A 15,726-nucleotide genomic window follows, 5' to 3' on the forward strand; every position below is an offset into this window, starting at 1 on the left:
GTAATATTGATATCCCCAGCCAACACCTTTCCGTTCACTTTCCTGCTATTAGGTACTGCATTTTTCGCTAAATTTACTGTTTCCAATAAACCAAGGTTTTTTAAAATTCTCTAATCCGTGATAATTTCTACAATAATAGTCTCATATTGGTATTAAACAGGATCAAACATGGCAAAGATTGGCTATATCAGGGTGTCAACAAATGACCAAAACAGTGATTTACAGCGAAACGCTCTTATAAGTATAAATTGTGAGCGGATCTTTGAGGATAAAATCAGTGGAAAAACAGCCAATAGACCAGGTTTAAAACGAGCTTTAAAGCAGCTTAAAAAAGGAGATACTTTAGTTGTTTGGAAACTAGATAGACTGGGACGTAGCGTAAAAAATATGGTTACTTTAATTTCTGATTTAAGTGAACGTGGTGTTCATTTTCAAAGCCTGACTGATAGTATTGATACCAGCACCTCTATGGGACGATTTTTCTTTCATGTTATGAGTGCACTGGCTGAGATGGAACGAGAATTGATAGTTGAAAGGACAAATGCAGGATTAATAGCTGCTCGTGCTCAGGGAAGAATAGGTGGCAGACCTGTATCATTCTCATTTGCTGAACAGCAACAAGCCGCAAGATTGCTGGCTAAAGGCCACTCGCGGAAACAATTATCATTGATCTACAACACATCGTTATCCACGATATATAAATATTTTCCTGTAAATAAAACAGATTACCGATCAACTTAATATTTTAGGTTCAGCTAACTAACGTTTACTTAGATAACAGATTGCCATCAAGCATGGATTTACACATCTGAAAAAATTAATTTATCAACAATAGAAAAAATTATCGGTACTTAGAAATCATCAGGTAAATTCGACCAATGAAGTTAATTTCATCAATTGCACAATCAAAGGCCACATCATTATCACATACCCTAATTTTACCGACCGGAATTTTTGTGATCTTTTTAATGCTATGCATCCCTTCAATATCAATTAACCATAAACCATCCTGAATATCAGGTTCTGCTGTATCTAGCAAATACCAAGTGTTATTGTTATCTACAATAAGAGGTTTTTTTATTTCTCTGGCAATAAGTTGATTATCTAAAGTCACAGGGTTGTCAGAGTTCAACTTTCCACCAACCAATTTAACCCGTTGTATTGTCGGAGTGATAATGCTTTCTAATGATTCCTTTTTCTTTTCTCCATCAGGAAACATGTCTCCTTGTCCTGTGCTTAACCATAACAATGAAGCATTGGTTTCAAGGTTGCATTGAATAACCCAATCTGCGGGAAAGCTATCTCTTAAATACCGGTTTGCCATTGTGCTTTTGGACACACCTAAATGGTCGCTTAGTGCCTGACGTGATTTAAACCCATATGCACTAACAAGGCGTTCGATAGCTTGTTTTCCTCCACTATCTGCACCCATTTTTATCTCAGTTACATTTTTTTTCATCAAAAGTATAGTTTCGTGAGTTTGCCATCTCTACAAAGCTCTCTAATTAAGAGCTATTGTGATTCCAAATAAATTTATTAGATCCAATGAAGGATATTGCATCATAGGCATCTAAATTTCAATCTATATACTTTGTGAAACTATACAATCTAAATAAAGAGAAAAAATCTTCTAAGCAATAAAATAAAAAAAACTTATTAATTACAACGAATTGTGATAGGAAAGAAACCTTTTTAATCATTAATTATTTCAATAAAAACAATAATTAATATATTAACACTATCAAATATAGTTCTTAAAAAAGATAAAAAATCCCTTTAATTTTGTCTAATCAACGTGTACTGTCCTTATATACAGTTATGTTATACGGGGGTAAGTTTGTCAGTGGACTTTCTTATGGAATCAGTAATAGCGCAACGTATTAATTTTATTGCCAGAATGGCAACAAGCTGTGAATGTAATCATGTTGAGGATAAAGAGCTAGCTTTGACTTGGATTGCAGAATTATCAACTCCACTTACGAAACAACTCATTAATTATCACGAAACACGTGAAGAATAAATGCGACAAATAAACAGTACGCACGTGGGATTTTTGTATGATAAATAATCTATGGTTTCTAAGTTGGTTATGATTGCATTGAAAAATTAGCCACTGAAAAGTGGCTTCTTGCTTTTCATTTGTACTATGGCTCTAACAATGTTGTTTCATTGTTTTCCCTCTTTTATTAGCACACCATGGTACTCTAATTTAACAATATTTCTTGTAATAGAGAGTACTTAATGAAAATAATTGCACAGCAAAATGATACTGTTGATGCCTTGTGCTGGCGCCACTATGGCCGAACTCAGGGTATGACTGAACGTGTTTTAGAAGCTAATCCAGGATTGGTTGAATTGATATTTAAAAAATTTCCGGAATTGTCCGAATCTGAATATAGCGTAATCCTGCCACATGGCACTGAAGTTGAAATGCCTGAAATTATGCCAACTGCAACAAAACCTATTCTGCAACTCTGGGATTAAAGGTAACGAATGGACGTGAAGACAGCCATACCATTAATGGTGGTGTTAGTTTGATTTTTTTCAAAGGGTTATCACTCTATTTTTACCAGCGTTGCCAAAAGTATGGCTTAATCTACGAGACTGTAATTTAAATTGTGTAATTGCTTGTTTTCGACATTCGAGCAGGAATTATCTGTACAACTTACCTGTAGTATCTTATATCCAGCATACGATTAGACAGTACAACATTAGAATTCCTTAGATTATTGCGTTAAGTGTTGACAAGAAAACTATCTACAGATTATTAAAAAGCCTTTCTCTCTAAGGGAAAGGCTTTTTAATTCATATTGTTATAGTTTTATTTTTCTAAGAAATTTGTCTGACCTTTCCTACAATTCGCCTTTAATGTCTATCGCTACCTTTAATGTCATTCTTCCAAACATAAACCCATAACTACCTAACATGGCATTTTTCCGAATATGGATACACAACTAACAGAGCTTCTGCGCTTATTACGTAACCTGATCAGAACTGGTGTTGTTACCGAGGTAGATACTCAGCGAGGAATGTGTCGAATTGCGACAGGTAATCTCGAAACTGACTGGAGACCTTGGTTGACAATGCGAGCGGGTAATTCCCGTACTTGGTGGGCTCCCAGCCGTGGTGAGCAAGTTTTGCTATTATCTGTTGGCGGTGAATTGACCACATCCTTTGTATTACCGGCTGTTTATTCTAATCAATTTCCAGAGCCATCGACTCTCCCTACAGAAACTGACCATATTGATTTTCCTGATGGTGGATTACCGGCCATTTATTCTGATCAATCTCTGGCATCACCGCCTCGTTCTGAACAAGCTGTTCATATTGCTTTCCCCGATGGGGCTGTAATGGAGTATGAGCCGAAATTCGGCGCCTTAAACGTAATAGGTATTAAGACTGCTAAGGTGCAGGCTGCAAGTTCTATAACACTTGAAGCAACGAGTATCTCACTCAAGGCACTCGACTCAATCAAATTGGAGGCTATCAACGCAATCGAACTGACATCAGTCAACAAAGTCGAAACGAAAACACTGCAAATTGATATGAAAGCACTGACAGTCGCTGCTGAGGTGGCCAAAAGCATTGAACTGAAAACACCAGAGCTTACTGTAAAAGCAAAAACCAAACTAGAAGGTGATGTTGAAAACACAGGCGGAAAACTCAGTTCTAATGGTGTGACCTTACATTCTCACCAACACTCCGGCGTCATGGCAGGCGGTGCGACAACAGGAGGTCCAGTATAATGATGTATCTTGGAATGAACCGGCAAACCGGTCGTAGCCTGACAGATTTGGAACATGTACGCCAGTCTGTCAGCGATATCTTACTAACCCCCGTAGGTAGCCGTTTAGAACGTCGCACTTATGGTTCTCTGCTACCCGAATTAATTGACTGGCCACAAAACGCGGCTCTACGTCTGCAAGTTATGGCTGCCAGTTATACAGCTATCAGCCGCTGGGAACCACGAATTAATCTGACAGCTATCACCATAAATACCCAACAAGACGGCAAAATGACAATAGATATATCCGGTCATTATCAGCTGTCTCCCGGGGTGTTTTCTCTATCCATCCCTGTGAGGTAAAACAATGCCGACTATTGACTTGGTAGATCTAAGCCAACTGCCACCACCTGATGTAGTAGAGCCACTGGATTATGAAAGACTATTGGCTGAGCGTAAAGCCAAATTAATATCTCTTTATCCTGAAGAACAACGAGATGCTATTACTCGAACACTAGAGCTGGAATCCGAACCTCTGGTTAAGTTGCTGGAAGAAAATGCTTACAGAGAATTGATATTGCGTCAGCGGGTAAATGAAGCGGCTCGTGCAGTGATGCTGGCCTATGCAACCAATGGAGATTTAGACCAATTAGGTGCGAACTATAACGTGACTCGGGCCGTTATGGAGCCTGATAGCACCTTCCGTAACCGTATCCAGAGAGCCTTCGAAGGACTAAGTGTTGCAGGGCCGATAGGTGCATATGAATATCATGCCCTTAAAGTTAATGAAGGTATTAGTGTCAATAAAGGTGACGGAAAAGGTAAAGGTGAATATCAAACTGTTGCGGATGTTTCTGTCATCAGTCCATCACCGGCTAATGTAACCGTCACTATTTTGTCACAGAAATGGATATGGGAAAAAGATAAGGACGATAAGGAAGATGAAACACATAACGGTATACCTTCACAAGACTTACTGGATAAAGTGGTTATAGCACTTAATGACGAAGATGTCAGACCGGTTGCTGATCGGGTAAAAGTGCAACCAGCCAAAATAATAGAATATCAGATTGATGCTGTGCTCTATCTTGAGCCGACACCTGAGTCTGAGCCTATCCGTAAATTAGCTCAAGAAAATATGGATAAGTACGTGCTAGACCAACATAAGTTAGGGAAAGATATTCGGTTATCCGCCATCTATGCCGCACTGCATGTAACTGGGGTGAAACAGGTGGAATTGAAAGCTCCGACGAAGGATATAATTCTGTGTAAAGATCAAGCTCCTTACTGCACTGGTAAAAAATTAGAGCTGAGTAAAATTCAAACTTCTGATTGCTCTAAGCCAGATCCAATAGTGGGAGGTTATGATGAATGACCGCCTGTTACCAACAGGTTCTACCGTTTTGGAGTTGGCTGCTGCTAAAGCATGTTCGCAACTGCAAAACATAGAAGTACGACGACTCCGTAAACTCTGGAATCCTGACACTTGCCCTCCAGAGTTTTTACCCTATCTCGCATGGGCGTGGTCGGTTGATCGTTGGGATGAAAACTGGTCGGTGAGTACTAAGCGGGAAGTTATAAAAAACTCGATGTTTCTGCATAAACATAAGGGAACCATTGGTGCCGTCCGTCGTGTGGTAGAACCGCTAGGCTATCTCATTCAAATAAAAGAATGGTGGGAGAACAACGAAACACCAGGCACATTCCGATTAGCGATAGGGGTGCAGGAAAACGGCATTACCGAAGAAACTTTTTTAGAGCTGGAACGGCTAATTTCTGATGCCAAGCCTGTTAGTCGTCATCTGATAGGTTTGTCAATCAATCTGGATGTTAAGGGCGAATTTTATTGCGCTGCGACGAGTTATACTGGAGATGACCTCACTGTTTACCAATATCTCCCTGACGTCATCACAACTAGCGATAATGCTCCTTTAGGGGCTGCAATTCATTTGATCGATACCGATACATTGAGGGTTTCACCATGAAATACTTTGCAATTTTAACCAAACTGGGAGCAGCGAAGTTGGCAAATGCTGCTGCTTTGGGAACGAAAGTTGATATTACTCACATGGCTGTTGGTGATGGTGGCGGTAAATTACCTGATCCCGATGTTAATCAGACACAGCTAGTCAATGAAAAACGTCGGGCCGCAATTAATACATTGAGTGTTGACCCAGTAAACACTAACCAAATTATTGCCGAACAGATTATCCCTGAAGGTGAGGGAGGTTGGTGGATGCGTGAAATTGGTCTGTTTGACAGTGAAGGTAACTTGATTGCGGTGGCAAATTGCCCGGAAACCTATAAACCACAATTGCAGGAAGGTTCGGGTAGAACACAAACTGTCAGAATGATCTTAATTGTCAGCAATACTGATTCAGTAACACTGAAAATTGATCCTTCCATAGTTCTGGCAACGCGTGAATATGTAGATAGTTCTATTCTGAAACATGAAAAGAGCCGCAATCACCCAGATGCTACGTTGACAGAGAAAGGTTTTACAAAACTCAATAGTGCAATTAACAGTAATGATGAAACCACAGCGGCAACACCCAAAGCAGTAAAAGCAGCTTATGATAATGCTAATAGTAAATTGGCAAAAAACCAAAACGGTGCAGATATCCCAGACAAAAATGCTTTTGTGAAAAACCTTGGTTTATTGGAAAAGCTGATTCCGGTTGGTGTGCCGCTTCCTTGGCCGACTGAAACACCGCCAGAAGGATGGGTTCAGTGTAATGGTGCAGCCTTTGATAAGTCGAAATTTCCGGAGTTAGCCAAGGCTTATCCTGGTGGTAATTTACCCGATTTGCGTGGTGAATTTATCCGTGGCTGGGATGCTGGGCGTGGGGTAGATCTATCACGTTCATTACTGACATGGCAGGAAGGTTCTTATTTACTACAGGAAATTGCTGGTCAGCCTGCGGATAATGTTGTTAATTTCTCGCTCAATGAGCGCCTAAAGTTACAGTGGGATACTCCTAAAGATAAAGATATTCCACTAAGAGCTAGATCTGTAGGTTCTGCAACAACCTGGACTACCAATGCAGGTTACATAGGGGTATCAAGGCCACGCAACGTAGCATTTAATTATATTGTGAGAGCTGCGTAATGAGTACATCTGTACTTGAAGAAACCCGGTGGGAATACCTCTTCCCTGGCCGACTAACATACCATCAAATGGATGGGTAAAATGTAATGGAGCAATCTCTGATAAATCTTTATATCCGAAATTAGCAGAAGTTTATCCTAGTGGTAGATTGCCCGATTTACGTGGTGAATTTATCCGTGGCTAGGATGATGGACGTGGGGTGGACGTTGGTCGATATCTACTTTCCAATCAATTGGCTGATATTGCTCGACATAATCATAGGCTTGGTCGGATGTGGTCTAACTCAAGTGCTGGAGCTGATGGTTTGAGTACACCGAGCTATATTCTCAATAGTATCACCAAAGATGCTAACTACGGATTTGATGGCCGTGGATTGGGTATCGCTACCGGGATTGGAAGTGGTGGTTCCGGTTATGTGGACGATGCGATTCTTGCTTCAACAGGAACAAAAACACGTCCGCGAAACGTAGCATTTAATTACATTGTGAGGATTGCCTGATGAATAAGGCTGTACTGGATAAAAATAATATTGCTATCAGTACCGGAAGTATCGTTGTGTTTAATTACGATGCGATTACGCTGGAATATCTAAACAGTACTGATGAACATCTTTCCGTTGGTATTGGTCTTCCCGCCAATTCCTGCACAGACGCGCCACCTGATACCCAAGAGGGTTATGTCGTCTGCCGTTCATCTGATTTAACCAACTGGTTGATTGTGCCAGATTATCGCGGAAAAATAGCTTACAACACACAAACTGGGAAACAGCAGGAAATTATTGAACTAGGTGAATTACCAGAAATACTGACATTTAAACAACCCGCCACCGATTTTGATAAATGGGATGGTGAAAAATGGGTAACGGATATTGAAGCTCAAAAGGACAGTCAGATTGAACAAGCAGAACTACAACGAGCCACTCTTCGCCAACACGCTAATGAGGCTATGACTTCATTGCAATATGCTGTTGAGACTGAGATGGCTTCAGACGCAGAGAAAGCATTATTGCTTGCCTGGAAAAAGTATGTGGTATTACTGAGTCGTGTTGATATTTCAATAGCTCCAAATATTAATTGGCCACAAGTACCAGAATGATAAAATTGTCAAGACCGGGTACTATCTTGCTCTCCGGTCTTTTCTCAATGGTAGAAATGGCTGATCAGCTGAAGTAAAGAATAAGGCTGTAGGGCCTTCATGAACTTCTATACCATCCCATCAATTTTACATATGAGTTAGTAATTGAAATCGCAGCGTTAGCCCCCGTGCTTCCTGTATTGCCCGAAATTGTATGGCTATGTGGCCCTATTGATACCGTATGGGCATGAGCGCCATCAGTGCTGGTATTGAACTTGTAGTTGTCAAAATCTGTCTTCGCTGACCCAATATTATTTTTAGAATCGTCATAATAGCCATAACGCCCATTTCCAGATTCACCCCATCCGCTATCATGTTTATGCTCTCCAGTGGTATTGGTGGTTCGAGTACCATAATCAAATATATCTGTCATTCCTGAAAATATATGATTATGTGCTGGCATTTGCGCCACTGTCAGAGTTATCAGATCGTTACCACCCGTTGACAAAATATCAGCGCCATTAGCACTAGCCAATCGAACTGTTTTATTTTCATCAATATATTTCCATGTAGTACCTGGAAACAGTGTATTTGGGTTTTTATTTTGAGCAAACCAAACCGCAATTCCTACAGGATATAATGTGTTAATAATGGATTCCACCAAACCAAGATTTTTCAAAACTCACTATGCTGTGAAATATCCGAAAGAATAGTCTCTTATTGGCACTCGGCAGGGTTACATGTGGGAAAAATTAGCTATATTCGGGTGTCAACAAATGACCAGAACGGTGATTTACAATAAAACACATTAAAAAGCACAAATATCGAACTACTTTTGATGGAAAAATCTGTAGCAATAGCAGCCAACCAAACGTTTAATTTTGTACCGTGCAATCAATATCTCATGAAGTTTTACTTTACAAAAAATACAGCTTATCTACCTAAGTCATGTAATTTTCTTCCCAAATAAATCTCATGCTAACTATTTTCTAAATAGTTAGACATACAATCCGAAAAAATGGCAAGAAACTCGCAGTTATAAGCTACGAGCTCCACATTAGCACTAAGATATCAACGTTTCTTTTTCTTCCCCTGAACTGCTTTAAAGCGTGGATTAGATTTACAAATAACATACAACCGGCCACGACGACTTATAATTTTGCAATCCGGATGGCGAGTTTTTGCTGTTTTAAGTGAACTTAATACCTGCATTTTTACGATCCCTCAATTTATTGATTGCCAATAAAACGCCCAAATTTTTTCTGGAATCGCGCTGTGCTACCCTCCTGAGATAAAGTTTTCTGCTTACCTGTATAGAAAGGATGTGATTCCGATGATACATCAACAATCACATACGGATACTCTTCTCCATTCAAGGTAATTGTCCGCTCAGTACGAATAGTGGAACCAACTGTAAAGTAGGCATTAACACTGGTATCGTGAAATACGACTACTCGGTAGCTTGGGTGAATACTTGGTTTCATATCTTCTGCCTAAATTGAAATGTTATATCATAACAATATCGTGATTCGTTTTGATCAGCAAGAAAATAGTGAAAAATTTCCTCAGACCAAAAAAAGCCCCTGCACTTTTAATGTACAGAGGCTTTTTTTCAATTTCTTACTTATAAAACGACTATTCTACGGTCACTGATTTAGCCAAATTACGAGGCTGATCAACATCAGTTCCTTTAATCAGCGCAACATGATAAGAGAGCAATTGCAACGGCACGGTATAAAATATTGGTGCAATCAATTCTTCAACATGCGGTAATGGGATGATCTTCATTCCTTCGCTGTCTGTAAAACCAGCATCTTGATCAGCAAATACATACAGTAACCCACCACGAGCACGCACTTCTTCGATATTGGATTTCAATTTTTCCAATAACTCATTGTTTGGAGCCACAATGATAACAGGCATGTCTGCATCAATCAGTGCCAATGGGCCATGTTTCAGTTCACCTGCCGCATAAGCCTCGGCATGAATATAAGAAATCTCTTTTAATTTCAGAGCCCCTTCAACCGCAATCGGGTACTGATCACCGCGACCAAGAAATAATGCATGGTGTTTATCAGAAAAATCTTCCGCCAACGCTTCGATAATTTTATCCTTCGACAGCATACTTTCGATGCGGCTTGGCAGTGCATGTAATGCATGAACAATTTCTTGTTCCTGCTCTGGATCAACACCTTTTAAACGTCCAAGATAAGCCACCAGCATCAGCAATACAGTCAGTTGGGTCGTGAACGCTTTAGTTGAAGCAACCCCAATTTCCGCACCAGCTTTAGTCATCAGAGCAAAATCAGATTCACGTACTAAAGAAGAACCCTCTACGTTACAGACTGTCAACGATGTGAGATATCCAAGTTCTTTAGATAAACGTAAGGCTGCCAATGTATCTGCGGTTTCACCTGATTGAGACAATGTAATGAGTAAGCTTCCCGGACGGTGCGCTGATTTGCGGTAACGAAATTCAGAGGCAATTTCTACATCACAAGGAATACCCGCCAATGCTTCAAACCAATAACGGGAAACCATACCTGCGTTATAGGATGTACCACAGGCAACAATCTGAATATGTTCTACTTTGGATAATAATTCAGCTGCATTAGGGCCAAGTTCAGATAGATCTACTCGTCCATGATCTAAGCGCTTTTCCAAAGTACTTTTAATTGCCATTGGTTGTTCATAGATCTCTTTTTGCATATAGTGACGATAAATACCTTTGTCACCAGCATCATACTGAATGTTAGATTCAATCTGTTCCCGTTCAATTGGCTCGCCGTGAATATTAAAAATACGCACGGTACGACGAGTTACTTCAGCAATATCACCTTCTTCAAGGAAGATAAAACGACGGGTAACAGGTAACAGCGCCAATTGATCAGACGCAAGGAAGTTTTCCCCTACCCCCAAACCAATAACCAAAGGACTGCCCGATCTTGCAGCGATTACTGCTCCGGGATCACGGCTATCCATGATAACTGCGCCATAAGCACCACGAAGTTGGGGAATAACACGCCGGACAGCCTCCAGCAAGGTACCACTCTGTTTTTGCTCCCAATGAACAAGGTGAGCAATAACTTCTGTGTCAGTATCCGATACAAATGAATAACCACGCTCAATTAATTGAATCCGCAATTCTTCATAGTTTTCAATAATGCCGTTGTGAACAACAGCAATATAATCGGAAATATGCGGATGAGCATTCTTCTCGTTCGGTTCACCATGTGTAGCCCAACGGGTATGAGCAATACCTGTCCCTCCAAGGACTGGCTGTTTATCAACCTCATCAGCTAGCATTTGTACCTTACCTACTTCACGTAGGCGGAGCATATTCTTTTCGTTATCAATAATCGCCAACCCAGCGGAATCATAACCACGGTATTCCAAACGGCGAAGTCCTTCAATCAGGATTTCTGCAATATCTCGTTGTGCTACTGCACCAACAATTCCACACATCAGTTTTATTCCTAAAAACAGGGCCGATGAAAGCCCTTTATAATGTCACGAACCTGATTGTTTTCCAGCTTTAGCCGGTCCCCGAGCCTGTAGAGTGGGGATTATTATTTTATTTTTTCTTAACAGGGCGTTTCCAACCCTGAATATGTGTTTGCTTAGTTCTGCTTACTACCAGTTCATCTTCAGCAACATTTTTTGTCACTGTTGTCCCTGCACCAATTGTAGCGCCGTTAGCAATTGTCACTGGAGCAACAAGTTGGGTATCAGAACCAACAAAAACGCCATCACCAATAATAGTTTTGAATTTATTAACGCCATCGTAATTACAGGTAATAGTACCTGCACCAATGTTTACATTACTACCAATATCAGCATCACCAAGATAAGTCAGATGTCCCGCCTTAGAACCTTTACCCAGATAAGATTTCTTCATTTCAACGAAATTCCCTACATGGGCTTTTTCAGCAAGTTTAGAGCCGGGACGCAAACGGGCAAACGGTCCAACAGTACAACCAACCCCCATTTCAGAATCTGCAATGACTGTATATGGACTAAGAATAGAATCATCACCGATAATGCAGTTCTTCAACACGCAACCTGTGCCAATCTGCACATTATTTCCGAGAATTACACTGCCTTCGATAATGACATTAGTATCGATAACCACATCACGGCCATGAGTCAACGTGCCACGTAAATCAAAACGGGTAGGGTCTAGCAGCATAACACCGGCCAACAATAATTTTTCTGCCTGCTCAGATTGATAAATACGTTCAAGAGCGGAAAGTTGTAGGCGATTATTCACACCTTCCATTTCACTCAAACGTCTTGGATGTACTGCTTCAATTTTGCAGCCTTCTTTATGAGCCAAAGCAATCACATCAGTAATGTAATATTCACCCTGAGCATTATTATTATCCAATTGGGATAACCAACGTTTTAAATCACCACCATTAGTAACCAAAATACCTGTGTTAATTTCATTGATTTTACGCTGCTCTTCAGTTGCGTCTTTTTGCTCAATGATTCCAGTCACGTCCCCATTTTCACGAATAATACGACCATAACCTGTTGGATTATCCAGAATTGCTGTCAGTAAACCAATACCACCTTCAGGTTTAGCAGCCAACAGACGCTCAAGGGTATCTGTACCAATAAGAGGTACATCGCCATACAACATCAGAATATCTTCATCATCAGTAAAATGTGGCGCTGCCCGCAGCATTGCGTGACCAGTTCCTAACTGTTCCTCTTGTAATACCCAATTCAATTTTTGCTCAGAAAGGGTCTGCTTCATCAGATCACCACCATGCCCATAAACCAAATGAACATTTTTAGCACCCAATGCCATTGCAGTATCAATCACATGCTGGACCATAGGCTTACCTGCCAGCAAATGTAGAACTTTAGGGAGATCAGAATACATACGGGTTCCTTTACCCGCAGCAAGGATAACAACACTTTTTGCACTGTTAGACATAAGAAACCTGATAACTCCAATTTAAGATAAAAAAAGTAAACCTGTTTGCAAGATAAATTACTACATATTTCGCAATACAAAAAAGCCAGTTAGCTTACACCAACTGGCTTCTTTTCTTTAACCGCCTGTATTACATTGCCTTTTTTGTCAACTCGATTACACGAAGTTTTGCAATCGCTTTAGACAATTCAGCTGATGCCTGAGCATAGTCAACATCACCGTGAGAATTTCGGATGTGTTCTTCAGCTTTACGCTTAGATTCCAACGCCTTAGCTTCATCCAAATCTTTACCACGGATCGCAGTATCAGCGAGTACGATAACGCCGTTCGGTTGTACCTCAAGGATACCACCAGAAAGGTAAATTACCTCTTCTTCACCGAACTGCTTAACAATACGTACCATGCCAGGTTTTATGGCAGTAAGTAGTGGTGCGTGTCCTGGGTAAATCCCCAGCTCACCTTCACTACCTGTCACCTGAATTTTCTGTACTAAGCCATCAAACATCCGGCTTTCAGCACTGACAACATTCAGATGGTAAGTCATTGCAGCCATGTCAACCTCCGGTCAGCCGTATTAAAGTTTCTTCGCTTTTTCCACAGCTTCTTCGATGGTACCTACCATGTAGAATGCTTGTTCTGGCAAGTGGTCATAGTCACCTTCTAAGATGCCTTTAAAGCCACGGATAGTATCTTTTAGAGAAACAAACTTACCTGGTGAACCAGTAAAGACTTCTGCCACGAAGAATGGCTGAGACAGGAAGCGCTGAATTTTACGAGCTCGCGCAACTACCAGTTTATCGTCCTCTGACAGTTCATCCATACCCAGAATAGCAATAATATCTTTCAGTTCCTGATAACGTTGCAGAATAGACTGAACGCCACGAGCAACATTATAGTGCTCTTGACCAACAACCAACGGATCAAGCTGACGGCTGGTAGAATCCAACGGATCAACCGCAGGGTAAATACCCAAAGAAGCGATTTGACGGCTCAATACTACGGTTGCGTCCAAGTGGGCGAAAGTCGTCGCTGGGGATGGGTCAGTCAAGTCATCCGCAGGTACGTAAACAGCCTGTACGGAAGTGATAGAACCGGTTTTGGTGGAAGTAATACGTTCTTGCAGAACACCCATTTCTTCCGCCAGCGTTGGCTGATAACCTACCGCTGATGGCATACGGCCCAGCAGTGCAGACACTTCTGTTCCTGCTAAGGTATAACGATAGATGTTATCAACGAATAACAGAACATCACGGCCTTCATCACGGAATTTTTCAGCCATTGTCAAGCCTGTCAGCGCAACACGCAGACGGTTTCCTGGTGGCTCATTCATCTGACCGTATACCAGAGATACTTTATCCAGTACGTTAGAATCTGTCATTTCGTGGTAGAAGTCGTTACCTTCACGGGTACGTTCACCGACACCGGCAAATACGGAGTAACCTGAGTGCTCAATCGCAATGTTGCGGATAAGCTCCATCATGTTTACGGTTTTACCTACACCCGCACCACCAAACAGGCCAACTTTACCGCCCTTGGCAAATGGACAAATCAGGTCCATTACCTTGATACCCGTTTCTAGCAATTCTTGAGAGTTAGATAACTCTTCATAGCTTGGAGCCGGACGGTGAATAGGCCAACGTTCTTCTTCGCCAATATCGCCCTTCATGTCGATTGGTTCACCCAATACGTTCATGATACGACCCAGTGTAGCTTTACCAACAGGAACTTCGATTGGGTGACTTAAATCAGTCACACTTAAACCACGGCTTAAGCCATCAGAAGTACCCATTGCAATACAACGAACAACGCCGCCGCCTAGCTGTTGCTGAACTTCCAGCACTAGCTTAGCTTCGCCGTTTTGAACCTCAAGTGCATCGTATACTTTTGGTACTGCATCTTGAGGGAATTCGACGTCCACCACGGCGCCGATTACCTGGATAATCTTTCCAGTAGCCATCTTGAATCCTCTACGTAATTCGTAAACCTAGCTGTTAAACCGCTGAAGCTCCCGAGACAATCTCGGTCAATTCCTGAGTTATGCTAGCCTGACGAGCTTTGTTATAAACCAACTGCAGCTCTTTGATCAGGCTGCCACCATTATCAGTCGCGGCTTTCATCGCCACCATTCTTGCGGCCTGTTCACTAGCCAAGTTTTCAACGACGCCCTGATAAACCTGCGATTCTACATAACGACGCAGCAGTATATCCAGCAACGCCTTAGGATCAGGTTCATATAAATAGTCCCAGGATTTTTTCTTCAGCGTCTCATCATCCCCAGCAGGCAGAGGCAATAACTGAGTAATAGTCGGTTCCTGAGACATTGTATTGATGAACTTGTTTGTCACCACATACAATTTATCCAGACGTCCTTCATCGTATGCTCGCAACATGATATTAACTGGCCCGATCAATTCGGACAGTGAAGGGTTATCTCCCATGCCTGTAACCTGAGCAACGATATTGCCCCCAACAGATGCAAAGAAAGAAGCTGCCTTAGAGCCGATAAGCGCCAGATCACACTGAACACCTTTATCAGACCAACCTTTCATGTCTAACATCAGCTTTTTGAACAAATTAGTATTCAAACCACCGCACAAGCCACGATCGGTAGAAACAACCAGATACCCAACACGCTTAGTTTCACGCTCTTCAAGGTATGGATGTTTATATTCCAGATTACCTAACGCAAGGTGACCAATCACACTGCGTATGGTTTCTGCATAAGGACGGCTGGCCGCCATGCGATCCTGCGTTTTACGCATTTTGGACGCAGCAACCATCTCCATCGCTTTAGTAATTTTTTGCGTGTTTTGCACGCTGGCGATCTTGGTACGTATTTCTTTTGCGCCGGCCATTCCTGATTCTCCTCATTAA

At 41.5% G+C, this 15,726-nt stretch carries 19 protein-coding genes and 2 pseudogenes; 12 read left to right on the plus strand and 9 right to left on the minus strand.

Annotated features, from left to right (window positions below; all coding sequences use genetic code 11):
• Window positions 1–168: 168 nt before the first annotated feature.
• Entirely contained in the window at window positions 169–741 is a 573-nt protein-coding gene (locus BO26_RS13850; protein ID WP_036769924.1) for a recombinase family protein, read from the plus strand.
• Window positions 742–841: 100 nt separating this feature from the next.
• Here the strand turns inward: BO26_RS13850 and BO26_RS13855 are convergent, their stop codons facing one another.
• Window positions 842–1,459, minus strand: a complete 618-nt coding sequence (locus BO26_RS13855; RefSeq protein WP_036769921.1) for a phage repressor protein CI — start codon at window positions 1,457–1,459, stop codon at window positions 842–844.
• Between the two features lie 396 nt (window positions 1,460–1,855).
• Here BO26_RS13855 and BO26_RS23710 point away from each other — a divergent pair, with 396 nt between their 5' ends.
• The 11 genes and pseudogenes from BO26_RS23710 to BO26_RS13895 all read left to right on the plus strand — a co-directional run bounded on the left by BO26_RS23710 (window position 1,856) and on the right by BO26_RS13895 (window position 7,928).
• Window positions 1,856–2,020, plus strand: a complete 165-nt coding sequence (locus BO26_RS23710) for a hypothetical protein (RefSeq protein WP_165602848.1) — start codon at window positions 1,856–1,858, stop codon at window positions 2,018–2,020.
• Between the two features lie 221 nt (window positions 2,021–2,241).
• Window positions 2,242–2,484 (plus strand): tail protein X, encoded by a 243-nt coding sequence (locus BO26_RS13860; RefSeq protein WP_036769919.1) that lies wholly within the window; start codon window positions 2,242–2,244, stop codon window positions 2,482–2,484.
• Window positions 2,485–2,942: 458 nt separating this feature from the next.
• Window positions 2,943–3,746 (plus strand): phage baseplate assembly protein V, encoded by an 804-nt coding sequence (locus BO26_RS13865; protein WP_036769916.1) that lies wholly within the window; start codon window positions 2,943–2,945, stop codon window positions 3,744–3,746.
• On the plus strand, window positions 3,746–4,087 hold the full coding sequence (locus tag BO26_RS13870; protein ID WP_036769912.1) for a GPW/gp25 family protein: 342 nt from the start codon (window positions 3,746–3,748) through the stop codon (window positions 4,085–4,087). Before BO26_RS13865 ends, BO26_RS13870 begins: the two co-directional genes overlap by 1 nt.
• 13 nt (window positions 4,088–4,100) lie before the next feature.
• On the plus strand, window positions 4,101–5,099 hold the full coding sequence (locus BO26_RS13875; protein ID WP_172909988.1) for a baseplate J/gp47 family protein: 999 nt from the start codon (window positions 4,101–4,103) through the stop codon (window positions 5,097–5,099).
• Window positions 5,092–5,709 carry a phage tail protein I gene (locus BO26_RS13880; RefSeq protein ID WP_036769906.1) on the plus strand — a complete coding sequence of 206 codons (618 nt, stop codon included), beginning with the start codon at window positions 5,092–5,094 and terminating at the stop codon, window positions 5,707–5,709. Before BO26_RS13875 ends, BO26_RS13880 begins: the two co-directional genes overlap by 8 nt.
• Window positions 5,706–6,086: pseudogene (locus tag BO26_RS24660) on the plus strand (phage tail protein); the annotation flags it as partial. The gene BO26_RS13880 and the pseudogene BO26_RS24660, both read left to right, overlap by 4 nt.
• Complete coding sequence (locus BO26_RS13885) at window positions 6,075–6,833, plus strand: tail fiber protein (RefSeq protein WP_420864705.1); 759 nt, start codon at window positions 6,075–6,077, stop codon at window positions 6,831–6,833. The pseudogene BO26_RS24660 and the gene BO26_RS13885, both read left to right, overlap by 12 nt.
• 25 nt (window positions 6,834–6,858) lie before the next feature.
• A pseudogene (locus BO26_RS23190) lies at window positions 6,859–7,014 on the plus strand (phage tail protein); the annotation flags it as partial.
• An 18-nt stretch (window positions 7,015–7,032) separates the two neighbouring features.
• A complete protein-coding gene (locus BO26_RS23195) occupies window positions 7,033–7,332 on the plus strand; it encodes a hypothetical protein (protein WP_157835561.1) in 300 nt (99 codons plus the stop codon).
• Window positions 7,332–7,928: a tail fiber assembly protein gene (locus BO26_RS13895; RefSeq protein ID WP_036772308.1), complete on the plus strand. Its 597-nt coding sequence runs from the start codon at window positions 7,332–7,334 to the stop codon at window positions 7,926–7,928. The genes BO26_RS23195 and BO26_RS13895 overlap by 1 nt, the downstream gene beginning before the upstream one ends.
• 97 nt (window positions 7,929–8,025) lie before the next feature.
• On the opposite strand, the gene BO26_RS13900 is transcribed toward BO26_RS13895, so the two are convergent.
• The 8 genes from BO26_RS13900 to atpG form a co-directional block, all read right to left on the minus strand.
• Window positions 8,026–8,586 (minus strand): phage baseplate protein, encoded by a 561-nt coding sequence (locus BO26_RS13900; protein WP_036772311.1) that lies wholly within the window; start codon window positions 8,584–8,586, stop codon window positions 8,026–8,028.
• A gap of 392 nt (window positions 8,587–8,978) precedes the next feature.
• Window positions 8,979–9,119 carry a type B 50S ribosomal protein L36 gene (ykgO, locus tag BO26_RS13905; protein WP_036772312.1) on the minus strand — a complete coding sequence of 47 codons (141 nt, stop codon included), beginning with the start codon at window positions 9,117–9,119 and terminating at the stop codon, window positions 8,979–8,981.
• Window positions 9,120–9,136: 17 nt separating this feature from the next.
• Window positions 9,137–9,391 (minus strand): type B 50S ribosomal protein L31, encoded by a 255-nt coding sequence (locus BO26_RS13910; protein ID WP_036772315.1) that lies wholly within the window; start codon window positions 9,389–9,391, stop codon window positions 9,137–9,139.
• A 151-nt stretch (window positions 9,392–9,542) separates the two neighbouring features.
• Complete coding sequence (gene glmS / locus BO26_RS13915; protein ID WP_036772317.1) at window positions 9,543–11,372, minus strand: glutamine--fructose-6-phosphate transaminase (isomerizing); 1,830 nt, start codon at window positions 11,370–11,372, stop codon at window positions 9,543–9,545.
• A 109-nt stretch (window positions 11,373–11,481) separates the two neighbouring features.
• Window positions 11,482–12,852, minus strand: a complete 1,371-nt coding sequence (glmU, locus tag BO26_RS13920) for a bifunctional UDP-N-acetylglucosamine diphosphorylase/glucosamine-1-phosphate N-acetyltransferase GlmU (protein WP_036772319.1) — start codon at window positions 12,850–12,852, stop codon at window positions 11,482–11,484.
• Between the two features lie 130 nt (window positions 12,853–12,982).
• The gene (locus BO26_RS13925; RefSeq protein ID WP_036772321.1) at window positions 12,983–13,405 is read right to left on the minus strand and encodes a F0F1 ATP synthase subunit epsilon; all 423 of its coding nucleotides are present in this window, start codon (window positions 13,403–13,405) and stop codon (window positions 12,983–12,985) included.
• 21 nt (window positions 13,406–13,426) lie between these two features.
• Entirely contained in the window at window positions 13,427–14,809 is a 1,383-nt protein-coding gene (gene atpD / locus BO26_RS13930) for a F0F1 ATP synthase subunit beta (protein ID WP_012776231.1), read from the minus strand.
• 34 nt (window positions 14,810–14,843) lie between these two features.
• Window positions 14,844–15,707 (minus strand): F0F1 ATP synthase subunit gamma, encoded by an 864-nt coding sequence (gene atpG / locus BO26_RS13935; protein ID WP_036772323.1) that lies wholly within the window; start codon window positions 15,705–15,707, stop codon window positions 14,844–14,846.
• Window positions 15,708–15,726 lie beyond the last annotated feature (19 nt).

Source organism: Photorhabdus australis DSM 17609 (assembly GCF_000711895.1).
GTDB lineage: Bacteria > Pseudomonadota > Gammaproteobacteria > Enterobacterales > Enterobacteriaceae > Photorhabdus > Photorhabdus australis.